We start from the raw sequence: 22,537 nt of genomic DNA on the forward strand, positions 1-22,537 counted from the left end.
AAAGGAATCGACCTGTACGGATGAAAGAAATGCTTAATTTTGCACACCTTTCTTTTCCTCCTCGAAATGGTCTGATAACTATTCACATACATCTGCCTGTCGATGTTGCTAATGTGCTGCAAATTCTGAAATAAGCATCCATAAGCAAACATATACTCAACGCTGGCAAAGGTAGTGTAAATCGAGCGAAACACAAAATAAAATCGTACTTTTCTGCTATGGAGTAAGCTAGGAGACCTTTCACGCCACCTACGAGAACGCTATGAAGGAAATCAATGTGCTGAAGAAGAAGTTTGGTTACTCCCCTCTTTTTGGCAACGAGAAGGACGACTCTTTCAAGAGCTCCATCGGGCAGATCTATCAGACCTTCGACGGTGTGGACCTCTATCCCAGTGTAGAGGAGAAGGTTGCTTCGGCTTCCTTCTCTTTTTCTCTTTAAGGCAAAAACTAAACTTTCTTTTAAAGGCACTCCTAGTTTTATAAAATTTGCGATCAGCTGCATAAAGTCTCAAATAGAATTTGCGATTAGCTGCAAAACCAGTCAGACAAAATTTGCGATTAGCTGCATTGTCGTCATTAAAATTTTGACATTTATTATGCGTAACTTTGCGCTAAAACGAAATAATATGGAGGGGCAGATCTTTAAACGGAAAATTTATGATGACATGCTCAGATGGAAGCATGACTCGGCAGGATCAACGGCACTAATGATAGAAGGTCCCCGACGGGTCGGTAAATCCACCATTGTCAGACAGTTCGCCCAACGGGAATATAAGAGCTATATCATGATTGATTTCTCAAAGGCATCTGATGAGGAGAAAGGCGTTTTCAATAATTTCTCAAACATTGACTTTTTCTTCGCTACGTTGAAACTTTCGAGGGTACGGCCCTGTACGAACGTGAGTCCGTAATCATCTTTGACGAAGTCCAGTTGTATCCCGTTGCACGGCAAGCAATCAAGCACTTGGTGGCTGATGGCAGATACGATTACATTGAGACAGGCTCGCTCATCAGCATTCACAAGAACGTGGAAAGTATAGTGATTCCGAGCGAGGAAGAACCTATCAATATGTATCCTATGGACTACGAGGAATTTAGATGGGCTATGGGAGATGTGGCTACCATGCCACTTCTTAAAGAAATGTATCAAAAAAGTCAGTCGTTGGGCGATGGTGTAAACCGAAAGCTCATGCTTGACTTCAGACTTTACATGCTTGTTGGCGGCATGCCCCAGGCTGTCAATACATACCTGCAAACCCACGATTTTTCTCAAGTGGATAAGACTAAGCGAGGTATTATACGCTTATACCTGCAGGACTTCAACAAAATTGACCCCAACGAAAGGGCAGCTACACTTTTCAACGCCATTCCTGCGCAGTTATATAAGAACTCAAGCCGCTACCAGCCCACACAGGTGTTGGAAAACACCAACAATGAACGTCTGGCACCAATATTGCATATGATGGAGGAAAGTAAGACCGTCAACATAGCATGGCATGCCGATGACCCGCATGTAGGGATGGGGCTGACAACCAACAGGGGTGCCTACAAAATGTATGTTTGTGACACAGGGTTGTTTGTAACCTTGGCCTTCTGGGAGAAGGACTTTACAGATAACATTATTTATGAGTACAAAAGGAAGATGCCATCGGTGTCTGCTTGCTGAAGCAATTTGTAGGTTGCTTCATCATCAAGTGGAATACTATCGATGTCAATAATACTTTTAACGTATTCGAGCATTTGCTCAGCCTTCTCTCTACTAATACTTTTTTTCATTTGCGTGTCCTTTCTATGATTATATACAATTTACTGAACTTAACTATAGGGCGACCAAGATATGTTGATGTGTTATATCCATTGGCTTTTGCCCAGTCGATTATTTGGTTTCGATATTCTTCAGGATAATAGATAGTAAGCATCTTCTTCTCAACCATCTCACTCCAAGAAAGAGGAATACCAATGTTGTTGATTTCATTGATATGTGCAATACCAAGAACCACAGCTGTAGGGCTTTTCGTAAAATCGCCCTTCTCTGCAGTTGGAACCACCGCAAAGGATTGCTTTACTCCATCAACAAGTGATTTGATAGCGAGCAAATCCTGAGCAAGGTCAAGTTCTGCAATGAAGTTGACCTCTGCATCAACAAGTTCGTGAAATAGGTTGCCATCCTGCTGCCCGAGTTGTTTCAGCCCCCAATGTGTTTGGAAGCGAAGTGTCTCTACTGCACTCTTCTTTGCATGTGATTCAGCTTTCTTCTGATTCTTTTTCTTTGCCATACTTTGTATAAATATGATTATTACTATTACTTTATACGATGAGATTTCTTCAAAATCGGTCATTTTTCAGTCTTCTCTGCAAAATTTCCGCAGAACAAACGCAATTTCTTCGTGATTTTGCCGTTATTTTGATAAATTTGCAGAAATTTTTGAATCATGATCAGTAAAACTTATCTCAGATATATTTGGCTGCTTGACACTATCAAGCGATCAAAATACCCTCTCACCTTCGAGGATATTGCTAAGAGCTGGGAGGGCTCTCCATATGCCTATATGGGTGGTTTACCAATACGCACCTTCCACGAACATCGTAAAGGTATTGAAGAAATGTTTGGAGTTATCATAGAATGTGATAAATCCAAAGGTTACATATATTATATAAAGAATCCAGAAGTCCTGATCCAAAATCCTTATGCTCAACTTTTATTGCGTAAGTATAGTGTTCCCCAGGACTTCACAACTTTCAATATGATGCGTGACCGTATCTTACTCGAAGAGATACCTCATGGTACAGGTTACTTTGACTCAGTTGTAGAGTCTATGAGGACTAATACGGAACTTATAATTGACTATCAACGTTATGAAGGGCAGCGAGAAACGCTTACGATGCAGCCTTATTCTATGAAGGTGTACAACAGAAGATGGTATGTACTTGGCTATATAAAAGAAAAGGAATCCATCAGACATCTAGCATTGGAAAGATTTCTTGACCTTCATACTACAACTAACAAGTTTGAATTTCCAAAGGACTTCATCCCTAGAAAATACTATGACAATGTTGTGGGAATATATGTGAATGAAGAGCTTCCTGTCGTTAATCTGAAGATAAGGGTGTATGGTGTACAGATGGAATACATGAGAATGTTACCACTCCATAAGTCACAAAGCGAAGTAAAGTCACGCTATGGAGAGTTTGCTGAGTTCACCTACAGAGTCTGTCTGACTCCAGAATTGAAGTCAAAGATACTTGCAATGGGACCAAACGTCGAGGTGTTGGAACCATTGGAATATCGTGAAGAGATAATGTCCCAAATTAGTGCTTCTCTTGACAGATATATGAAAAAAGAGTAAGAAATCCGATGGTATTCTGCGGAGTTTACGCACACAACACCCCCAAAACGCCAGATTTTACCCTTTTTCATTCGTATTATATAATAGAGACACATAATTCCGATAGTACAATGAAGAAGAAAATTACAAACCGTGTTAGTCTGCCAGTAGAGTCACTCCTTAAGGAGGCAACCGAGCAAACTTTGCTCACAGTGGAGCAAGAAGTTGAACTCGCAAACCGAATCAAGCAAGGGGATGATGAAGCTCTAATGGATTTATATAACTGCAATCTCCGTTTCGTAGTAAGCGTAGCAAAGCAGTACCAGGACAGGGGGAAGTCGATGGAGGAACTAATTGAGGTAGGAAACAAAGGACTTGAACTTGCTTCAAAGAAGTTTGACCCACAGAGAGGTTTCAAATTCATTGCTTATGCGGTTTGGTTCATTAGGGCGAGCATCCTTGCATTCCTTGAAACTTCAAAGAACGACATGAATTTTTCAGATCTCACGAAGGAAGAGAAACGTGAACTGGTATCAAAAATATCAAACGAGCGTGATAAAGAGATACTTACTAGATGGTTTGGTCTTGTCGATTCACCAGAATCACTTGATGACATCGGAGAAAGCTTAAATCTTACGACTACACGAGTTCAGCAACTAAGAGACAGGGCTATTGCAAAGCTCAATGCTCATAAGGATAAATAAAATTACCAGGTTATGGCAATAACATTCGACATACTTAAACCTGAAGCCAAGATATTTCAGGAATTGAAGAAAAATCCATCTTGGTGGGCAAGATTCAAGAACGACTCTTCTCTGTACATCGAAATACGCAAAGACAATCAAGTCAACGTGTATTTTGAGGGTGGTAGCGTTGCTCGCATACACTATTGTAGCAAGCATAAGAAGTTACAGGTCTTTACTCATCACAAATACCTTAACCTCCCAGCTCCATCAAAGCGTAATGCTTATATTGAATGTAGTGGCATTATTGATGAACCGAAAGAGACAAATTCAGAAATCCTCGTGTGCGATAAAGTCATAGAGAGAGTAAAGACATGCTACTCTCAAAAACATGCTATCAATGGCATTGTTGATAAAGAAAAATGGTCTGAAAAGTTTATTCAGGGCACATTGATAACGCAGTCGTCGGATTTTCATCTTGATTCAGAGTTTGCTTACAATGATGCAACAGACAAGAATAGAATTGACCTTATTCGCTGTGACAATGGAGTAATTACATTTGTAGAGTTAAAGCGTATTGCTGATGGTAGAATGCTTCACAAGACAGATGAATCGCCAGAAATTGTTGATCAGATGAACAGATACAAGGATTTCATTACAAAATATTCTGTTGAACTCCTTGCCTACTACCAAAAACTCTATGATGTGAAGGCAGAATTAGGATTGCCAGTGCCACAGATTCGCCCTTCTTCTATCAATCCTGAGCCTCATTTACTTATCTTTGATAACTGGACAAAGGAAACAACTGGAAGAAAGATTCACCGTGAACGTCTCATTGACATACTGAATAGAGAGAAGATTAACTTCAGCATACAAACTGATTTATAAGCATGAACATAGTAACCACATGTATAGGTGAACTTCCCGAAGAATTGCGAGAAGCTGCCATAAACGGGCAAAGAGAACGTCGCAAAAATGGTAATATCTATTATTCGTTCCTGTCTGATGAGTGCGTAGAATCATTGAAAGACGAGGTTATGCTCACAATCTGGCCAATGGAGAACGGTTTTATCTTCACGATGGATGACCGCCATGAATTTGTCGAAGTGCCAGATTCAGAATGCCCATTATCGGCAGAAAGGGCTAAATGGTATCTGGAGCACATGCAACCTTGGACAAAAGAGGTAGAAGACATGTGGTTTGAGACAGTAGCTGACTAAATAACAATTCGCAACATGAATATAAAAGTACATAGAGGACTTGACCAGATTGGAGGTTGCATCACAGAGATTTCCACAGAAACTTCTCGTGTGTTTATAGACTTCGGCCAGAACTTGCCAGGTAATGGTGAGCCAACAACTCCCGAAGAGGACGAAGTGTTGGTAACGCAGATATTTGCTCAGAACAAGAAGCAGCATGAAGCCGTATTCTACACCCATGGTCATGAGGATCATGTCGGATTGTTTGAATACATTCCTGAAGATGTTCCTCAGTATATGAGTGAAGGAACCAAGGGACTGCTGGAGATAAAGTACGACGTTCTTTACGAGGGCGCAGACCTTAAAGTCAATGAACTCCTCAAAAATGAATGTGATTCACAAGAGTATAGCGATGCTTTGAATAGGCTCATATCTGCTGATAACAAATGTAAGTTGCTCAACAAGATTGAGGTATGGCAGCGTTCAACGCCACGTAAAGTTCCAGAAAGCATTTGCATTGGCGACATCATGGTTACACCTTTCTTCAACTGCCATAGCATCTATGACTCTCACATGTTCCTCATTGAAGCTGATGGCAAGCGTATCTGGCACATGGGTGACTACCGCGAACATGGCTGTATGGGTAAAGGTTTGATACCAACGCTAAAGAAATATGCCACAGACATCGATGTACTTATCACTGAGGGTACGATGCTCAAACGTGAAGACAAATGCATCCATGAGCATATTGTATCGTACAAGATGCAGAATGTGATGAAAGCCTTCAAGTATGTCTTTGTCCTTGCATCTGCCACTGACATAGAAAGACTGGCAGCAATCAAACAAGCTTCTATCGATGCGGCCAAACCCCTTTGTATCTGGTCATTGTTTATGAAAAAGACAATGGCGTACTTCACAGAACGCGAAGCAAAAGCATCAAAAGGTTTGTTCTCATTCGAGCCATTGTTCTACAATGATCGACTGCTGAAAAAACTGAAGCAGACTGGTATGACAATGGTAGTAGGTACATCGCAGATGGATCGAATCAAGGGTTTACTTGATAAACTACCTCAGGAAGAAACACTTCTCATCTACTCATCATGGGATGGTTATTACAAAAATCCAGAGCAGGTCAAGGTCAATCCAACGTACAAGCAGTTCCGTGACATGTTTTACAATGTTGTGGACATTCATACCTCTGGTCATGCCGACCGCCAGACAATAGAGAAAGTAATCAAAACAGTTAATCCAAAAGAAGTTATCTGCATACATAAGGATGCAGATGCTGAATTATAAAAGATACCAAATATGGGAAAATATAATAGTAGTATTACAAGAGTTAAGCCTCTTGGTGATGCAATAAGGAGTAATCATGATTTGCTGAAAAGGATGTTATCTATTGTGGCTCCAGATATATCATCAGTCTTTGGGAATTTTGAGGAAAAGAATGTTTATTATACTGGCTGGCAAGGAGAAAAATCATTACCTGCAACTCCAGAACATTTGAAAGCCATTATAAAAAAGATAGTTAACGATGAAGAATTTAGAAAGTATGTACAAGAACGTGATAATTCCACAAAATCAAACAAAGATAAACGCCAGTTGTTATTCAATCTTGATCAAAGCATGATAGAAAAGGCTTCAACATCAAAGTTTGTCAAATGGAACACCTTTGAAGGAAGTTCCAAACCAGATATGTATATAGAGAATGATAAATTCATCATATTGATAGAAGGAAAAAGAACGGAAAGCGACACAACGGATAAGGTGTCATATTTGAAACATCGCAGCCAGATGGTAAGACATATAGAAAATGCGCTACATCATAGCAATAGCCGAAAGAAGGTTATCGCATTCTACGTTGTTAAGGAAAACTGTGGGTATGAGAATCACTGTGTAAAGGAGTATCTTGAAAAAGAAATTGATGCCGAGACAATTGAAAAAAGTCATGCTCTCAAGAAGGCTATATTAGATAGCTTTTACGGATATACAACTTGGGAAAAACTATCTGTTTCTCTTGGTATAAACTTCCCCGACATGGTAAATAAATAACCTGTTAAAAAGACATATTGAGATACAATGACAAAGAAAGACATACTAAATTATATCTACAATAGTCCTCTTGTCTGTGAGAACATGCCGGCGGAGCTTGCTGATATGCCGGAGGGCAGATTGTTAGATTTGATAAGTGGTGTCATTGACAGCAAACCAAACAAAGGCAAACACTCATACGAGATTATTGCTATTGACAGTTATAAAAAGGCAAAACAGTATGAGTGTTATGCTCCGACATGGTGCATCTTTCAGTCAGAGGAAGTTTTCTTTGAGGAAAGCCATCAGGGAACATGTCATTTCATATTCTGTAAGCGTGATGATGCAGAAGAATATGGGAAGTTAGCTTTTGGTGAAGGTTATCCTTACGACAACTATGGTATGTCATTCTTTGCAGTCTTATTGACAAAAGAAAACCGAGTTGTATCGGTAACATCCCGAAGGAATTGGGATGAAGACTATGACCATTACCTCAATAATCAGCAGCTCAAAGATGCGTTGGGCGACGCTCTTTACAAAGAAACGGTCAATGACCAATCAATCAGACTGCTTCAAATCTCTGATACTCACAATAGGCACAATGAGTTGACCAACCTTCCAGAAGTAGATCTTGTCATCCACTGTGGTGACTTCACTGAACAAGGCACAGAGGAAGAGGTTCTTGACTTCTTGAACTGGTTTATAGAATTGCCTTACAAGCACAAGATATTCGTCACCGGAAATCATGATTTGTGTCTATGGGATGCAGAAGGTATCGAAGACCTTCCCGACAACATTCACTTCCTCCAGGATAGAGGTTGTGAAATAGAGGGAATTAAATTCTTCGGGTTGGCATACAATCATTCGGAAGAACTCATTCCAGACGGAATAGACGTTCTTGTGACCCATGAGCCACCTGTAATGATCCTGGATGAATCGTCAGGTACGCATTGGGGAAATGCACCTTTGAGAAACAGAGTACTAGATGTTAAACCAAGGTATCATTTGTTTGGTCATGCCCATGATGCTTTTGGAACAGAGAAGCATGATAGCATTGTGTTTTCAAATGCAGCAATGTTAGATGACAATTACAATATACGGAATAAACCAAAAGTGTTCATTCTTGACATGTAAAATTATTGAAAGTGACTAATTTGTATGGTACAATAAAACAGCCCTGTCCTCACGGATGGGGCTGTCTCGTAATCCAAAATAACAACTGACTCAACTAATGCTTTATAGCCAACCAAACTTTACCACATAGCAAATGAGTAAAATCGTAGAGCACAAAGCTATCTCCATGATGACGATAAATAGCCAAAAGTAGATGTTAAAGGTCTTCTTGTCAACGAATATGCCTCTGTAGCTATTCATCGCATCCTCAACCTTGTTACCCAAGGCTTTAAGGCTATTATCGACCTTTGCTTCATGGTTCTTGATAAACACATTCTCATTCTCGATAAGCTTCTGGTGAGCAGCCGCCAGATAACTCTTGCTCTCGTCCGTAAAGTCAACCTTTACAGGAGTCTGATGAGCACGAGTAATGGCATTACAGATACCATCGACAGCGTTGTCTATACTATCTTTGGCTGCATTGAAAGATGCTAAAAGCACAGGAACCTCTAAACTGGCAAGTCTAACATTGTCAGCACAGGTAATCAGATTAGTCACCGCCAATCTAAGCGTTTTAAGCTGTTCGTCAAAGTTGGTAACCTCCTCCTTGACTTCCTGCTTCTGCTCGATCTTGGCAACAAGTTTTGTAATATCCTTAGCCATATCTTACAATTTTAGGTTTAACGTTTGAGTTTAACAACAGGTTTGCAGAGCCAGCTCGCTTTCTTGGCACAGCGACGAGCCCAGTCATCGTCTTTCTCGTTCTTGTCACGTCCCCAACCACTGCCAAGACTGCCACCGCCACCACATGATTCAGCAATTCGGGTTGCACCATCGACATAGCCAGCGAACAGAAGGATGGCTGTCTTGATGCAATTTTCAAGAGCCTCGGTACTATCATTGACAGGTTCAACAGCATCCTTGATGACATTGTAGATGTGGTCAGATACATAGGTCTTTTGCTCTTTGCCGTTGTTGTCCCAAAGAACGTAAGCACGTGTTTCCTTGGTGCCAGACGACTGAGTTGAAGACTGGCTTGATTCGCCTTGCACATTTGCACTTTGCTCTGGTACAACAGGTTTCGATACCGGCTTTGCCATGCCCATGCCAGTGTCGGTACTGCCAACCGTCACCTGATTAGCCTTGTGGAATTTCAACCAAGTGCCTCTCAGATTCTTCAGCATAAGGTCACGACCAACACCAAGTATAGAAGACTTGTATCGAGAGTTACCCTTCATGATGGTGTACCCATGTTTAACTCCGTCTTTGTCCTCCAGAACCTTCACGTCATAACCAAGAGCCTTGATTCTGTCAACATAGTCGTTCCAGGAGTAAGCTCGCATTTCTGAAAGCACCTTGTAACACGCATCCGTAATCTCTTTGACATTCACCTTGTGAATATCCTCTGGCAACTCCCAACCCTCTTCAACATTGATGGTGTGGGCAGCCATTGTGCAACGATTACCGATAAAACGGTTTGTCATCAGATTGCCGTCAAGGTCAATGCGATTGATCAGAATATGAAGGTGTGGGATGCCAGACTTTGAATCGTGATGCACACATGCGAATATCTGTGCTCGACTCAGATCAATGGCAGGTACCTTCTTTCCTTTCTTGCCTTGACTTAAACAGATGATGTTGTTTATCAGCCAAGAGTGGATACCAATAGCCACTGAGACGATAATAGCTGATATTCTGCAAAATCTGTTTTGCGCGCGTTTCATCTTTGATTACCATACCTCTGCTTTTCAGAATGCTTATTTGGTCATCAAATGGTTTTATCTGTTTTAGATACGCAATTTTAGCCATGTCCATAAACAAAAAGACCCACCCTGAGCGCGCTGTTCTTATGGGAAGCGGGGTGAGTATGTTGCTGTCAAGATACTACTTTTCTTTTAATCATCAAAATATTCCCATTGTTTTTTGTTTGTTTTGGAGAATACGGACTGATACTTACAACCATTACTTTTATTCCACCTAATCAAATATAAGATAAATATCGGAAGAAATCGGTAATTATACAAAGATTAACCAAAATAAAAATGGGTGTAACTCATTGATCTACACCCATTTCATTATTTATCGTTATTGATAGTTGTCAAAAATACTTGGCTCTCGCCGAGTAACCGTCGTCACTCAGCAGTGGCAAGCGAGCTTGCCACTGCCTTCGCTCCTTGGTTACTTCACCTCCTCGAAATGCAAACCGTTATTAAACAAGCCATCTGTGTGAGCGTGCTACAAATGTGCTGCAAAACTCGTGCTAACGAGAGAAAAGAAAACTTGCTTTCTTTTCCGAGTGCAGTCGAGTTTGACCTTGGTCAAATATGGAAATAAGCAACGATAAGCAAACACGCACTCAACTGCTGCAAATGTAGTGCAAATGAGCGGAATATCAAAACAAATACGAAGTTTTGTTTTGTATTCCCGAGTGCAGCCTACCTTATTAAGAGGTAGTGTTTTTACTTGTAAATACCAAATGTAGTACCTCAAAAACTACAAATGAAATACAGCAAAAAATACAAATGAATTGCCACAAAAGTTAGTTCTAAATTACCACAAAAGTTAGTAATAAAACAACGCAATTCATAGTATTAAATATCCACAAATATCAGTTTTTTGCTTGCATATATAACTGAATATCACTAACTTTGCACACATAATCAAATCACGGTTACTATATGAGTTATTCACATAGAATTGCAGACCTTCAACTGGCAGAGCGTCTTGAGGCTTTCGGGGCTGTACTAATAGAGGGCCCTAAGTGGTGCGGAAAGACAACAACTGCGGAACAAATGAGCAAAAGTGTCATTAAGATGCAGGACACGGAGATGCAGGAAGAATACGCTGCAACTGCTGCCTCGAAACCATCATTGTTGTTGATGGGTGAAACTCCTCGTCTTATAGATGAATGGCAGGATGCTCCTGTGCTTTGGGATGCCGTGCGTACTATGGTGGACAGGCGTCAGGTTCCAGGCCAATTCATTCTTACGGGGTCTACTGTTGTAGACAGAAGTAAAATACATCATTCTGGTACGGGTAGGATTTCACGAATGAAGATGTTGCCAATGAGTCTATGGGAGTCAGGAGAGTCTAACGGAAAAATTTCACTTAAAGAATTGTTTGATATTAAAGACTTAGACATAGACGGCATCACTTCAAATATGAAGATTGAAGACTTGATTTATGCTGCTTGTCGTGGTGGATGGCCTGCATTTCTAAATATGAAGAGTGACAAGGCAAAGCTACTTATTGCACGCAACTATGTTGATGCCATTTGTCGTGACGATATCTCAAGAGTGGATGGCGTACAAAGGGATGAACGGACAACTCGTGCAATATTGCGTTCGTATGCCCGTAACATCTCAACATTGGCAAAGAATACCGCTCTGTTAGCTGATGTAACAGCCTCAGGTGAAGTTTCACTTTCTATGAGTGCGTTTGAGGATTATGTAACCTCCCTAAACAAATTGTTCGTTATCGACAACATCGAAGCTTGGTGTCCTGCCGTCCGAAGCAAGACTGCAATTCGAAGTGGTATAAAACGAGCTTTTGTAGACCCGTCCATTGCAATTGCATCATTAGGACTTTCCCCAAAAGCATTGATGACGCAGCTCAAAACCTTTGGTTTCATCTTTGAGCAGATGTGTGCGAGAGACCTTCGGGCTTATACTCCAGGTTTTGGCAATCATCTGTCATACTATCGCGACCGCTACGGACTGGAAGCCGACTTGGTGCTTCATCTTGACGATGGACGCTATGCTCTGATAGAGTGCAAGCTTGGCAGCCGTGAAATAGAAGAAGGAGCCAAACATCTTTTGGAAATTAAACGACTCGTTCAAGTGCATAATGAGACAGAAAAGCAGGTGCCGTTGCGCGAACCTGACTTGATGATTGTCATGACAGGTGGCAGCATGGCCTACACACGCCCAGACGGTGTCAAAGTAATACCACTTGCTTGCTTGAAAGATTAAAAAACAGAATAGAATATGGAAACAGCATTACTGGCACTCTGCTGCTGCGCATTGTCGCTCGTCCTTGCCTTGTTTGTGAGCATATCGCCCATAACTACAAAGCAAAGATTAGGTTTATATATGTCGGTGCTGCGTTGTCATCCAGCATCTCGTCCAATATATTGTTGACCTTCTGTGTACCGATTCTGTTTTGGAAATCATAATCAAAAAACAAGAACACCTGTGAAAATAGTGTATCCAAGCGTTTGTCCTTTGGCAATATAACGCCATTATCCTCAAACGGCAATGAGCGAAACAAATCGTAACCGTTGGCTCTTAGGTTTGAGTACAATGTTGGGAGATCATGCCTGCACTTAACTACGCATAGTTCTTCATTCGGCAGGAATAGTTTTCCTATCGAATCGAAAACCGTAGGCTCGGCTTTTCCACCTTCAAATACGAACAATATCATACGCCAAACGTACCCCCTCTATACAGTTTCTCCAAGTTGTGACCAAATCGAAGCTCTTTGTCCGTAAGATTGCATACCGCACTTATATTGTTGTTCTTTAATATGAAGAAACAATCAGGGCGTAGCAAATCATTTGACAACAAAAACGTGTCATGAGTAGTCAAGAATAACTGATTGTCACTCTTGAACAATCGGCGGCAAAGGGTATATGAAAGCTCATGGTGGTAAAAAGCATCAAATGCATCAATGAAGATAAATGAAGCATTCACCATCTCTTTCAACCAGTAGTATTGCAATTCTAAATTCATTGTGCCCGTAGACGCAACTAACACAAATGGCATACGGATGCCATTGATAACCGTATAAAGCATGTTCTCGCCCTGCATGGGTTTAGCAAACACAAAATGCTGACCGCTCATTTCTTTCAGAAAATTCGAGAAATCTTCTGTAAGATTATTGTTGATGATATATTCCTCTATGTTGCTTCCTCCCTCTTTAAGTCCAATAAACTCACGATTGTCAAGGCTTCTGAAGAACAACATATTCTCAACAAAGTTTCTTAGCTTCAGCAAGGCATGCCCTTCAGGAAAAGGCACAACACTCAACAGATAATTGACAATCGAGATGTTATTTGCGCTGTTTTTCAAATTGTCAATGGCTGCATCCGTCAAAGCGAACTCTTTGTTCAAGCGCAACGTATCCGTGTCCTTATATAGGAGTTCCTTGTCATTCAAGAACAATTGCTCCTTTACGATAATCCCTTTAAGCTCCTTTGCCACCTTTGAGTAGTTATATGATATGACATCTTTACCGAAATTAAAGACATACTCAAAATCTACAGGCAGGTTGTATCCATATGCCGAAGCATAGTTCAAATAGTAATCGGGTTTCTTCCACTTATGCGACAAATGATTGGCTATATCGAAGATAGCCAACCCTAAGTTACTTTTTCCTGATCCATTTGGACCATATATGATGCCATTCTTCACAATACCGTTCTTAATGGCATCCGTATTGAAAGAATAGCTGCATGGATGCGACAAATTCCACTCTATGTTATCAGCAAATCCACGATAATTCTTAACGGCAAATCTTGTTAGCATAGCTAATATTTACTTTTTTAAATTATATACGGCAAAGTTACAAAACATTCTTTGTTCCGTAAAATATTTACGGAACAAAGTCGCTAATATGGCAAACTTTCCCATAAAATAACCTTCTTTTAATCTTTTTCGTATGCATTTTACGGAAGATTTCTATAAGCCAAAATTATTCTATGCAGATATCACGCAGCGATTGAATTTTTGTATTTGTAAAGAAGTCATGTTTTGTAATAACACAACATATATTTAATGAAGTCTTGTGCGCTACGTTCATTCTGTTCAATGATTTCTTCCTCACGGTCGGAATACAGGGCGGCATTTCATATTCATGCTGCCGAAGTTTGCGCACGTTGTCCGCATAGATGCAAGCCTCTTGGTCTATGCGCGACTTGCATTGGATAATGCCATTTATGTCACGCTTCGGCTTGTAGTTGAACGAGCCGTCAGGCAGCACACGGGCAATGGACGACATATCCCATTGTGGTGTGGAGATGGTTCGGTTTACCGATTCAACCACACGACTTGGCTTGTTGTCTCCTTTCTTATACACAGGGTACGACTCGATGAAAAGATACCACTCGTTGTCATGGTGAACGGACTTGCGCAGCTTCACGGTCACCTTGGTGTTCGATAATGCTTTCCTCACCAATGGTATAACAGTCCTCTGGTTCCATACTGTATCTTCTGGGCACAGGTTTCTCTCTTTCTGCAAGACTTTCTTTTCTGGTAAGGAACATGGTTTCCAAGGCTGAGCGTTTAATTCGGGTGAGTCGCTTGCCGACGTTGATGGCAGGAACTGTACCGTTCTTTATCAGCCGATAGAGTGTAGTACGTTCCACTCCGAACATCGCCACCGCTTCCTTCACCGACACATATTCCCTAATGTCAGGAATGTGCTGTGCCAAACGATCCAGTTTCTCGTTCTTTTCCTTTGCGTCCTTCTTTCGTTTCCAAGCCACCTTGCTGCACTTAGGCGAATAATACTGGCTGTCAAGAGTCTTGGCAAGGAACACTTCACCACAGACCTTACACTTGCGTTTGATTTCAAATCCTATTGCTGGCATGTTTTCTACTTTTAAGTATGCATTAGTATGTTTTGGTAGGAACAAGTCCCACATTATCTACTTTTTTGTTGTGTTGCAAATGTGCTGCAAATAAGAGATAAACAAACGCATAACAAAGGCATAAGAAACAAGAACCCCATAAACGCAAAAGGCGTGCAACTCATTGAGCTGCACGCTTTTGCATATTGTTTATTATGTGTTTACCTTTCGGCATTACTTCACCTTTCGAAAGTTGCAAAAATAAGCATTTCCATAAGAATAAGAACCTGATAGTCCCATAAATCAATGACCTTTAACGGCTTTTGCATAAAATCATACAAATACCGCCTTTAACCATCCTGTTATTCGAATATCGTCAGTTGTCCTGTTTCTTGCCTCCCGGCATGATGATGGTGAAACCGTTATCCTGACAGATGCCGGATGCAATGGTGTCGCCTTGAGCTTCGGCTTTCTTCAGCCATTCCTTAGCCTGCGCCTTGTCTTCTTTCACGCCATCACCGTTGAGATAGCAGATGCCGAGACTGCGTTGTGCCTGGGCAAGACCTTTTTCTGCTGCCGTGCGTATCATGCTGACGCCTTTCTCCTTGTCTTGTGCCACTCCTTCACCATTCAGATAACATCCGCCGAGCTCGTAGGTAGCCTGTATGTCGCCCTGATTTGCTGCCTGCTCATACCAGTGGGTAGCCTCTTTCATGTCTTTGCCCACTCCTATGCCTTCAACATAGCAGACGGCAAGCTGGTACTGGGAGTCAACGTTACCCTGGGTGGCAGACTTGCGGAACCAGCGTGCAGCCTCCTTGTAGTTCTGCTCCACTCCGATTCCCTTGAAATATAGAGAACCGAGTAAGAACTGAGACAGGGCGTCACCCTTGTCGGATGCCATTCTGAACCATTTCATGGCTTCGGCAGGGTCTTCGTCCACACCGTTGCCATTCATATAGCAGGTGCCCACATAGCATTGGGCTTCCACGTTGCCAGCCATAGCATCTGCCATTGCGTTTTTGAATTCCTTGGAGTTCTGTGCCGTTGCACCCATTGCCAAGGCTGCGGACAGGAGTATTGTCAAGAATGTCTTTTTCATTGTCGTCTGGATTTTTGATAGGTTTTATTACTGGCGCAAAAATAATAAAAAAACGCGTAACGGCAAAATATAGCCCTGTATTGAACCCACAAACGGTTATCAGGCGTACAATACAAAACCGCCTGATGACCGATTTGGGATAGCGATAGGCATTGGTCGAAAAAATCCCCCTGGCGTGGGGAACAAAACCCCACATTAGGGGGATGTGTTCCCCACGGCAAGGGGGAAAATACAGGTGCTATATAAGTGTCTCTATTATTTGTCTTTCTTGCCGCCGAAAAGGCTCTTCCACACCTTTACGGCACCCTCTTTCACCTTGCGTGTGATGTCGGCCTTCTTCTGGTTGATGACAAGATCGACATCCACGTCGCCACATTTGATGGAAACCACACCGCTGCGCTTCTCTTTGCCTAAGTTGTCTTCCACTTCCACGTATATCTTGTCATTGCCAGCCTTGCTTGCCTTCACCCATTTGGGTTGGTCTTCGATATACCAGTCGTCGTAGTTGCAGGTCACGGTGACAGACTGTGCTCCGCCTTCCATCCTTGACTTGAAGTCAAGGTAGTCCTCAGAGAGACTTATCTCCACGTTCTTGTGCTTGTCAACCTGTGCAACCTCTTCAACGACAGTTTTTTGGGCATCATTCTTCGTTATAGGTTTCGGTTTTGGTTTCGGCTTGTTAATCCTTTTCAAGAGATAGTTGCATGCGCCAATCTGTGCGTCGCATTTGTCCTTTCCAGCCTCGGTGGCGTAAAGTCCTTTGGCTTTTCTGAAATTTGCTATAGCCTGTGTAAGCGAAGTCTTGGTGCGTTGTTTCTTCAGTGCCATTCCCTTGCTGTAAATTCCGTCAGCAGCAGTCTGCGCATGTGCTCCGATGGCAACGAAAAGCATTGCCAGACAGATGCATAGTCTGATTATCTTTTTCATTGTATCTTATTTTGGTTTATGAAGTCATTCAATCTATTAACTCTCTCTCTGTATTTGCTCTCATATTCAGTGCCTTCCACCAACTTAATCTGTTTCGACAGTTCCTGGCAGGCGGATTTCAGTTCCTTTGCCACGTTGCCCATCTTGGTCTGCACTTCAGTAGCCTTTGCCTGCAGGTCGCTGTCGCTGCCTATCATGTCAGCCAGTTGCTTGTATGAAGTATATGCTTCCATGAGCTTCTTTTCGTAGTCGTCTTTAGACCGGTCCTGACCTTTCAGCGCCAGCATGTCGGCAGCCGTTATCTTGTCGTCGATATTCTTGGTCTTCTGCTCTGCTTTCTGCTTCTGCACCATGGCAACCTGCTGCTGCTCCACCTCCTGCTGCTTCTGGTTGGTGTGGATGGCGAATGCACCACCGATGATGAGCAATGCAGCCACGGCAGCGGCGATGATGACCATTGTCTTCTTTGAAGCTCCGCCGCCAGCCACTTCGCCGGATTCCAGGGCGACACGCATCTGGGCGCAGGTCTGGAAGCGCTGCGACTGGTTTTTCTGACATGCCGTCTCAATGATTTTCTTCAGTGTCTTGTCCTTTATCTTGCCCAGCGGCAGTTTCTCCTTCAGCTGCTTGTGCAGGATTTCGTGGCGCGCTCCCTCGAAAGGTGTGTGTCCCACGATACACTGATACAGAAGTATGCCGACGGCATAAATGTCAGTTGTCTGATTCTGGTGGCTGATGTCGCCGAGAGCCAGCTCAGGAGCGGCATATTCCGGTTTCCCCATGAACTTGCCGGCAACGGTGAGCTGCTTGTCGCTTGTCGTCAGCGTATTCATCTGCTTGGCGATACCGAAGTCGATGAGCTTGATATGTCCGTCGGTAGTCACCATGATGTTCGAAGGGTCGATGTCGCGGTGTATATATCCGGCATCATGCAGCGCCATAAGTCCCGACAACACGTTCATGACCACTACTTTGGCAAAGCGCTCCGGATCCTTCTTGTAGTCGGTGAGCAGTTTCACGGCGAACGGCACGTCCTGTCCGTTTCTGTCCTGTGTCTTGCCGTTCAGGATATCCGACAGCGACACACCGGTGAGCAGTTCGCTGACCACATGATAGTGTGTCACCACCTCGCCCACGTTGTTGCGATCGCTAATCTCTATGAATCCGAGCATCTCCACGAGGTTGTCGTTGCGCAGCTGTATCTCAGCCTCACGCCTTGCTCTCTCGTAGGCATTTGCCGGCAGGTCGTCGAACATGAATTTGATGGCTACTGGGCGTGACACTCCCGTACGCTCGTCGACGCAGACTCCCTTGAATACTTTTCCCATTCCGCCTTCACCGATAGGCGGTTCTTCAGAATTAAACTGATAACAAATGTGGTTTCGCTTTTCAGCTTCACCTTGAAGTTTTATTATTGCCATAATCCTATGTTTTGTTTCTTTATTAATGTTCTGTTGATTATCTGTTCCTGTCGTCGGCAAGGCGTTGCGTTAACCTGCCGCCGCATTTATTTCGTGTTATTCTTTATCTTCTCCAATTTCTCCTTTATCTTTTTTATTATGCCCTGGGCTTTAGGGCTCGATCCGTATGACTTGCTGCCCTTCGACACTTCAGCCATCGCGGTCTTGTTCTTCTTGGCATAGGCGAGAACACCGTTAACCTCCGGTTCCCGTTGTTTGCCGCATAGAGCCTTTAAGTTCTGAATTGCCTTTATCACCTTGTCAGCATGAAGTCCCTTCTGCTCCTTGGTCTTTTTCTCATTGCCATTGTGATATCCCAACATGTTGTCGAGTGCCGTCAGGGCCTGGTTGACAGATGTCTTGAATTTGGCAGGGTCGCCATAGGCAACGGTCTTCTTTCCCTTTCCGGCATCCTTGTTATCCTTGCTGCCGTTCTTGTCGGCAGCAGGATGCTTGCCGGAGTCGGCATTCTTGTCGACGTTAGCTTTTCTTTCTGTATCAGCCTTCTTGTCGGCATCTGCCTTCTTGTTGTCCGCTGTAGAGGCATTTCCCTTGTTGTCTCCGTCAGCGGCTTCGTCCTTCTTCTTTGTGGTGTCGTTGACATCCTTCAGGAGATTCTTGTCCGATAGGTTTTCCGTGATTTTGCCATCCGTCTGGGAAGGTGTAGCAGCCGGTCCGTTGCCGATGTGAAGAGCTTTTCCGGATTCCTGTGGCGTGTTGCCGATGCTTGCCGTGTCATTGCCGGCACTGCCGCTGTAGAGGCATATTCCGATGATGAAGGCCGCCAGGGCAGCAATGCCGCAGATTGCTGTCAGCATCATCTTATACCACTTGTCGTGGAGCTTGGAGTTGCAGTCCATCTCTATTATTGCGATGGTGTGGTTGTCGTGGTGTCCGCCCTTGGCGAATCCCAGTCTGTCCACTTCGCTCGATATGCTTCCCACCACATTTGTTGTCTGTCCCTTGGCGGCGAAGAATTTCAGCAGCTTCTTGTGCGGCATGCTTCCCCACACGCCATCAGTGCAGAGGATGAACCGGTCGCCCCTGCGATATCCCATCTCTTCGATATCAGGGTTGTGGTCGGTCTTGCTTCCGAGACTTTTGGATATCACGTTGGATTGGGGAGAGACGCGAGCCTCCTCTTCCGTCATCACCTTCTTTCTCACCAGTTCTCCCACGAGCGAATGGTCTTGCGTGCGGAAGAGCATCAGTCTGCCGTGCATCCTGTAGCAGCGGCTGTCGCCGGCGTGGCATACTATAGCAGATTCACTGTTGATGAGTATCGCCACCACTGTGGTTCCCATGCCGCGCAGCTCCTTGTTGGCTGCCATTGCGGCGTTGAGGGCATCGTTGGCTTTTGCCACGGCGATGCGCAGAGCCTGTTTGCGTGGCGTCAGCTGATTGCAGGAGTTCAGATGTCTGGCAATCTCCTGTTTGGCTATCGCAGAGGCGGTCTTGCCTCCCGGTCCGCCACCCATTCCGTCGCAGACCACGAAGAGGAAGCCAAGCGGCGTGTCTATGAATCCCAGGTCGTCTTGGTTTTCTTTTCGTCCGCCCTGCATGGAGTTGGCAGCTCCGTGTAGGCTGATTGTCTTGGAGAATATAGGGAACATCGGTTCTTTGTTTTTAGCTTTTTTCTTCGTTACTTTAGTTGTCGGAGCATTGCCCCAAAGTGGTCATCAGACCTTTTTACCTCAACGGTCATCAAACCGTTTAATGGAGAGTTCTTTTTAACCAGCATTAGCCGGATGCCGCCTTTGGGGCGACATACGGCTATAGGCACTGGTTACTGTTCGCTTCTCACTCAGTATCCATTACGGACAATAGAGTCATTTATTGCCGCCGGGATATGTCTGTTATTCAGTTTTGATAGGTATGGCTCGGTTTGAAGCGGAATAGTATATGGCGAAGACAGCATTTGCAGGAACGCTGAATGTCACTTTCTTCGTGCCGTTCATGCTTGTTTCTTCTTTCTTGGGCTGGAATGTGGAGCGTGCGAGGTCTTTGTAGGTGAAGCTGTATACATCAACCTTCTTGACGGTTTTCTTTGTCAGCGTCACCACCTGGAACATTTCGGCTTTCACGTCACCGTTGTATTCCACGTCGAATGTCGCCATGCCACTTTTAGACTTCAGTCTGACGACTTTTTCCGGTATCGAGTCGAGAACGAGGGCATCGTCCTTTTCCGTGACCTTCACGAATTCAGCCTTTTCCCTGTTTACCATCACTTCGCCCGGCTTCAGGAGGATGTCGAACAGAGGATTGTAAGCCGTGTTCTTCTCCTTGCCGATAGACTCGATGTTGCTGGTCATGATCTTCTCTTCCACACCATTCGAGTTGCGCATCTTGATGTAGTTGGCGCTTGCCGGTCCTCCGTTATACTGCTCCACGATGATTCCGCGTCTCGTGCGGTTGTTGGTCAGTGTCACCACATCGCGCAGCGGACTCTGTTCGGAGATGTCCTGGTTGGGGTTGACGGCAGAAATCTTCAGTGTCTTGATGTCGCCGAAGGGCATTGTCTCCACCGTACCGTCGCTTTTGAACACGCTTACCGTCTCGAATGATTCACCGGCATATTCACCTTCTACCGTTCTGCCCGACTTCAGCATGTAAGTGCGCTTGAGTCCCGAGAGAGCATTCTTTGCGCTGCGCACACCCTCTATGCGGTCTATCTCGTCCCATCTCAGAATATAGCTGTCGGGAGCGAGCTGCAGGAATCTTACCTTCATGCCACGTTCCAGGATGCGCACGTTGTTGAATGTCTTGCCATCCTCAGCCAGACGCTCCTCGAAGTCGAGTTCGTCCGGTTCGCTGGCTATCGAGTCGTTGACATCCACTCCGGCAGAGATGTTGCAGAGAGTGAAAGACTTGTCGTTGCCGTAGCCCATGAGCGCATCATTGTCTTTTGCCCATTGCGCCATGCCTTGTCGAGCTGGCTTTCCTTTCGTGTCACTTCCTTCACCGTGATGTCAGAAGCGCTGATGCAGATGATTGCCTCGTCGGTGCTCACCTCCATGTATCCGTCCTTTTCCTGATGGGCAATGAAGCCGCTGAGCACCGAACCGTTCTTGAGGTATATCTTCTGTGTGGATGGCGGCAGATGCGATTGTGCATATCGCCGTCATCATTATCGACATTATTATCTTCTTCATGTTTGTCATCTTTATAGTTTCCTCCTTGTTTACTCGTATCTTGTCTACTTGTCTTACTGCCAGAGCCAGTATTATACAGCCGAATTACCGTTAGGGGCCTATTTCACCACGTGAGGGTTCTCCACGAGCTCCTTCACGAATTTCGCCTTTATGCCATAGTTGAAGCCCTGGGATACCGATACTCCGGAGTTGAGCACTCCCACGAGCATTCCCTTCTTGTTGAAGATAGGAGATCCGCTGGCACCTCCGAAGGATGCGGCGTCGAATCCGAAGCTGAACTCTGTAGGCATCTGTGTGATGCTTCCGCCACGTGCCAGCACCTGTATGCCTTTTTCAGAGTCGGTCTTCTGAAGACTGATTCCGAATGGGAAACCGATGGTGTAGATGTGTGTGCCTACGGTGAGGTCGTTGTCGTTCACGTCCATAGAGTCCTTCAGGTTGATGAATGTGCTGCCGTGAGGCAGTTCACCCTTGTCGACTGTATGAGAGCCACGTCCACATTCGTGTCGTCGCCGGCAGAGAGCACTCTGCATCGGATGAGGTTCTCCACTGAGAAATACTTGGCCTGTGGGATGATGCTGATGCCATCGTTCACGCCGGTTACCTTCACCATGGTGGTGTATGCCTGCAGACCGTCGGCAGACTTCATCTGTATGTTGTTCATGAACTCTTTGTTTGTAGCCATTGCCGAGAGCTGTGTCTTTATCTTCATTTCAAGTTCGCTTACCGACGTGTCGAAGAGCCAAGGCTTCACGACATGCAGATTGGTGACGAGCTGTCCGTCCTGCGACACGAAGAATCCCGTGGCGAAACTTGTGCGGTTGAGGATGTACTCCTGTATGGCGGATATGTCCTCAGCACCCACGAAGTAGTAGTTTGCAGTGACGAGTACTACGGCCTTGTTTGCCCACGACTTGTAGTTGATGCTGTTTACTCTTCCTCGAGATGGAAGTGGCTCTGCTGATGGGAACCCATT

At 44.1% G+C, this 22,537-nt stretch carries 25 protein-coding genes and 2 pseudogenes; 11 read left to right on the forward strand and 16 right to left on the reverse strand.

The features are described 5' to 3' along the window. Positions 1–232: 232 nt before the first annotated feature. The 3 genes and pseudogenes from CCC32_RS02325 to CCC32_RS02335 all read left to right on the forward strand — a co-directional run. Positions 233–412, forward strand: a pseudogene (locus tag CCC32_RS02325) (cytochrome C biogenesis protein CycH); the annotation flags it as partial. Positions 413–707: 295 nt separating this feature from the next. Further along, positions 708–911, forward strand: a complete 204-nt coding sequence (locus CCC32_RS02330; protein ID WP_287072060.1) for an AAA family ATPase — start codon at positions 708–710, stop codon at positions 909–911. 20 nt (positions 912–931) lie between these two features. Beyond that, positions 932–1,666, forward strand: coding sequence for a DUF8612 domain-containing protein (locus CCC32_RS02335; protein WP_287072023.1), 735 nt, complete (start codon positions 932–934; stop codon positions 1,664–1,666). Here CCC32_RS02335 and CCC32_RS12630 read toward each other — a convergent pair. Next, entirely contained in the window at positions 1,624–1,776 is a 153-nt protein-coding gene (locus tag CCC32_RS12630; protein WP_353756085.1) for a hypothetical protein, read from the reverse strand. The genes CCC32_RS02335 and CCC32_RS12630 overlap by 43 nt on opposite strands. Further along, the gene (locus tag CCC32_RS02340; protein ID WP_287072025.1) at positions 1,773–2,339 is read right to left on the reverse strand and encodes a hypothetical protein; all 567 of its coding nucleotides are present in this window, start codon (positions 2,337–2,339) and stop codon (positions 1,773–1,775) included. Before CCC32_RS02340 ends, CCC32_RS12630 begins: the two co-directional genes overlap by 4 nt. Before the next feature lie 93 nt (positions 2,340–2,432). Here CCC32_RS02340 and CCC32_RS02345 point away from each other — a divergent pair, with 93 nt between their 5' ends. From CCC32_RS02345 to CCC32_RS02375, 7 genes are all read left to right on the forward strand, one after another. After that, positions 2,433–3,347 carry a helix-turn-helix transcriptional regulator gene (locus tag CCC32_RS02345; RefSeq protein ID WP_287072027.1) on the forward strand — a complete coding sequence of 305 codons (915 nt, stop codon included), beginning with the start codon at positions 2,433–2,435 and terminating at the stop codon, positions 3,345–3,347. Between the two features lie 110 nt (positions 3,348–3,457). Continuing rightward, entirely contained in the window at positions 3,458–4,030 is a 573-nt protein-coding gene (locus CCC32_RS02350; protein WP_287072028.1) for a sigma-70 family RNA polymerase sigma factor, read from the forward strand. A 12-nt stretch (positions 4,031–4,042) separates the two neighbouring features. After that, positions 4,043–4,897 (forward strand): hypothetical protein, encoded by an 855-nt coding sequence (locus CCC32_RS02355; protein WP_287072030.1) that lies wholly within the window; start codon positions 4,043–4,045, stop codon positions 4,895–4,897. A 2-nt stretch (positions 4,898–4,899) separates the two neighbouring features. Beyond that, positions 4,900–5,229, forward strand: a complete 330-nt coding sequence (locus tag CCC32_RS02360; protein WP_287072031.1) for a hypothetical protein — start codon at positions 4,900–4,902, stop codon at positions 5,227–5,229. Between the two features lie 15 nt (positions 5,230–5,244). After that, entirely contained in the window at positions 5,245–6,504 is a 1,260-nt protein-coding gene (locus CCC32_RS02365; RefSeq protein ID WP_287072032.1) for an MBL fold metallo-hydrolase RNA specificity domain-containing protein, read from the forward strand. Between the two features lie 12 nt (positions 6,505–6,516). Continuing rightward, entirely contained in the window at positions 6,517–7,260 is a 744-nt protein-coding gene (locus CCC32_RS02370) for a hypothetical protein (RefSeq protein WP_215760703.1), read from the forward strand. Between the two features lie 540 nt (positions 7,261–7,800). Further along, positions 7,801–8,373, forward strand: a complete 573-nt coding sequence (locus CCC32_RS02375) for a metallophosphatase domain-containing protein (protein ID WP_287072061.1) — start codon at positions 7,801–7,803, stop codon at positions 8,371–8,373. 102 nt (positions 8,374–8,475) lie between these two features. On the opposite strand, the gene CCC32_RS02380 is transcribed toward CCC32_RS02375, so the two are convergent. Both CCC32_RS02380 and CCC32_RS02385 read right to left on the reverse strand, forming a co-directional pair. After that, complete coding sequence (locus CCC32_RS02380) at positions 8,476–9,015, reverse strand: hypothetical protein (protein ID WP_287072034.1); 540 nt, start codon at positions 9,013–9,015, stop codon at positions 8,476–8,478. Between the two features lie 17 nt (positions 9,016–9,032). Continuing rightward, the gene (locus tag CCC32_RS02385; protein ID WP_287072037.1) at positions 9,033–10,076 is read right to left on the reverse strand and encodes a relaxase/mobilization nuclease domain-containing protein; all 1,044 of its coding nucleotides are present in this window, start codon (positions 10,074–10,076) and stop codon (positions 9,033–9,035) included. A 954-nt stretch (positions 10,077–11,030) separates the two neighbouring features. On the opposite strand from CCC32_RS02385, the gene CCC32_RS02390 reads away from it, so the two are divergent. Beyond that, entirely contained in the window at positions 11,031–12,323 is a 1,293-nt protein-coding gene (locus CCC32_RS02390; protein ID WP_278840601.1) for an ATP-binding protein, read from the forward strand. 94 nt (positions 12,324–12,417) lie between these two features. Here CCC32_RS02390 and CCC32_RS02395 read toward each other — a convergent pair whose 3' ends face one another. The 12 genes and pseudogenes from CCC32_RS02395 to CCC32_RS02450 form a co-directional block, all read right to left on the reverse strand. Next, positions 12,418–12,774 (reverse strand): hypothetical protein, encoded by a 357-nt coding sequence (locus CCC32_RS02395; protein WP_287072040.1) that lies wholly within the window; start codon positions 12,772–12,774, stop codon positions 12,418–12,420. Beyond that, on the reverse strand, positions 12,771–13,877 hold the full coding sequence (locus tag CCC32_RS02400) for an AAA family ATPase (RefSeq protein ID WP_287072042.1): 1,107 nt from the start codon (positions 13,875–13,877) through the stop codon (positions 12,771–12,773). The genes CCC32_RS02395 and CCC32_RS02400 overlap by 4 nt, the downstream gene beginning before the upstream one ends. Before the next feature lie 242 nt (positions 13,878–14,119). Then, positions 14,120–14,523: pseudogene (locus CCC32_RS02405) on the reverse strand (Arm DNA-binding domain-containing protein); the annotation flags it as partial. After that, complete coding sequence (locus tag CCC32_RS02410; protein ID WP_082026213.1) at positions 14,462–14,941, reverse strand: helix-turn-helix transcriptional regulator; 480 nt, start codon at positions 14,939–14,941, stop codon at positions 14,462–14,464. The gene CCC32_RS02410 and the pseudogene CCC32_RS02405, both read right to left, overlap by 62 nt. Before the next feature lie 355 nt (positions 14,942–15,296). Continuing rightward, the gene (locus CCC32_RS02415; RefSeq protein ID WP_287072045.1) at positions 15,297–16,022 is read right to left on the reverse strand and encodes a tetratricopeptide repeat protein; all 726 of its coding nucleotides are present in this window, start codon (positions 16,020–16,022) and stop codon (positions 15,297–15,299) included. 255 nt (positions 16,023–16,277) lie between these two features. Then, positions 16,278–16,949 (reverse strand): BACON domain-containing protein, encoded by a 672-nt coding sequence (locus CCC32_RS02420; protein WP_287072047.1) that lies wholly within the window; start codon positions 16,947–16,949, stop codon positions 16,278–16,280. Next, positions 16,946–18,370: a serine/threonine protein kinase gene (locus CCC32_RS02425; protein ID WP_052485442.1), complete on the reverse strand. Its 1,425-nt coding sequence runs from the start codon at positions 18,368–18,370 to the stop codon at positions 16,946–16,948. Before CCC32_RS02425 ends, CCC32_RS02420 begins: the two co-directional genes overlap by 4 nt. Positions 18,371–18,456: 86 nt before the next feature. Beyond that, positions 18,457–20,022 carry a PP2C family protein-serine/threonine phosphatase gene (locus CCC32_RS02430; RefSeq protein ID WP_287072049.1) on the reverse strand — a complete coding sequence of 522 codons (1,566 nt, stop codon included), beginning with the start codon at positions 20,020–20,022 and terminating at the stop codon, positions 18,457–18,459. Between the two features lie 243 nt (positions 20,023–20,265). Beyond that, the gene (locus CCC32_RS02435; protein ID WP_287072050.1) at positions 20,266–21,330 is read right to left on the reverse strand and encodes a hypothetical protein; all 1,065 of its coding nucleotides are present in this window, start codon (positions 21,328–21,330) and stop codon (positions 20,266–20,268) included. Continuing rightward, positions 21,225–21,467: a hypothetical protein gene (locus CCC32_RS02440; RefSeq protein ID WP_287072052.1), complete on the reverse strand. Its 243-nt coding sequence runs from the start codon at positions 21,465–21,467 to the stop codon at positions 21,225–21,227. Before CCC32_RS02440 ends, CCC32_RS02435 begins: the two co-directional genes overlap by 106 nt. 192 nt (positions 21,468–21,659) lie before the next feature. Further along, positions 21,660–21,986 (reverse strand): S1 family peptidase, encoded by a 327-nt coding sequence (locus CCC32_RS02445; RefSeq protein WP_287072055.1) that lies wholly within the window; start codon positions 21,984–21,986, stop codon positions 21,660–21,662. A gap of 8 nt (positions 21,987–21,994) precedes the next feature. Next, on the reverse strand, positions 21,995–22,537 hold a 543-nt coding region (locus tag CCC32_RS02450; protein WP_287072057.1), incomplete at its 5' end, for a hypothetical protein.

Origin of the sequence: Prevotella sp. LMAG:51, assembly GCF_008680225.1 — a bacterium.
Classification (GTDB): domain Bacteria; phylum Bacteroidota; class Bacteroidia; order Bacteroidales; family Bacteroidaceae; genus Prevotella; species Prevotella pectinovora.

Coding starts and splice junctions, on each gene's coding strand:
- CCC32_RS02330 (WP_287072060.1), top strand. CDS start 708: ATGATAGAAGGTCCCCGACGGGTCGGTAAATCCACCATTGTCAGACAG.
- CCC32_RS12630 (WP_353756085.1), bottom strand. CDS start 1,776: ATGAAAAAAAGTATTAGTAGAGAGAAGGCTGAGCAAATGCTCGAATAC.
- CCC32_RS02340 (WP_287072025.1), bottom strand. CDS start 2,339: ATGACCGATTTTGAAGAAATCTCATCGTATAAAGTAATAGTAATAATC.
- CCC32_RS02345 (WP_287072027.1), top strand. CDS start 2,433: ATGATCAGTAAAACTTATCTCAGATATATTTGGCTGCTTGACACTATC.
- CCC32_RS02350 (WP_287072028.1), top strand. CDS start 3,458: ATGAAGAAGAAAATTACAAACCGTGTTAGTCTGCCAGTAGAGTCACTC.
- CCC32_RS02355 (WP_287072030.1), top strand. CDS start 4,043: ATGGCAATAACATTCGACATACTTAAACCTGAAGCCAAGATATTTCAG.
- CCC32_RS02360 (WP_287072031.1), top strand. CDS start 4,900: ATGAACATAGTAACCACATGTATAGGTGAACTTCCCGAAGAATTGCGA.
- CCC32_RS02365 (WP_287072032.1), top strand. CDS start 5,245: ATGAATATAAAAGTACATAGAGGACTTGACCAGATTGGAGGTTGCATC.
- CCC32_RS02370 (WP_215760703.1), top strand. CDS start 6,517: ATGGGAAAATATAATAGTAGTATTACAAGAGTTAAGCCTCTTGGTGAT.
- CCC32_RS02380 (WP_287072034.1), bottom strand. CDS start 9,015: ATGGCTAAGGATATTACAAAACTTGTTGCCAAGATCGAGCAGAAGCAG.
- CCC32_RS02385 (WP_287072037.1), bottom strand. CDS start 10,076: ATGAAACGCGCGCAAAACAGATTTTGCAGAATATCAGCTATTATCGTC.
- CCC32_RS02390 (WP_278840601.1), top strand. CDS start 11,031: ATGAGTTATTCACATAGAATTGCAGACCTTCAACTGGCAGAGCGTCTT.
- CCC32_RS02395 (WP_287072040.1), bottom strand. CDS start 12,774: ATGATATTGTTCGTATTTGAAGGTGGAAAAGCCGAGCCTACGGTTTTC.
- CCC32_RS02400 (WP_287072042.1), bottom strand. CDS start 13,877: ATGCTAACAAGATTTGCCGTTAAGAATTATCGTGGATTTGCTGATAAC.
- CCC32_RS02410 (WP_082026213.1), bottom strand. CDS start 14,941: ATGCCAGCAATAGGATTTGAAATCAAACGCAAGTGTAAGGTCTGTGGT.
- CCC32_RS02415 (WP_287072045.1), bottom strand. CDS start 16,022: ATGAAAAAGACATTCTTGACAATACTCCTGTCCGCAGCCTTGGCAATG.
- CCC32_RS02420 (WP_287072047.1), bottom strand. CDS start 16,949: ATGAAAAAGATAATCAGACTATGCATCTGTCTGGCAATGCTTTTCGTT.
- CCC32_RS02425 (WP_052485442.1), bottom strand. CDS start 18,370: ATGGCAATAATAAAACTTCAAGGTGAAGCTGAAAAGCGAAACCACATT.
- CCC32_RS02430 (WP_287072049.1), bottom strand. CDS start 20,022: ATGTTCCCTATATTCTCCAAGACAATCAGCCTACACGGAGCTGCCAAC.
- CCC32_RS02435 (WP_287072050.1), bottom strand. CDS start 21,330: ATGGCGCAATGGGCAAAAGACAATGATGCGCTCATGGGCTACGGCAAC.
- CCC32_RS02445 (WP_287072055.1), bottom strand. CDS start 21,986: ATGGACGTGAACGACAACGACCTCACCGTAGGCACACACATCTACACC.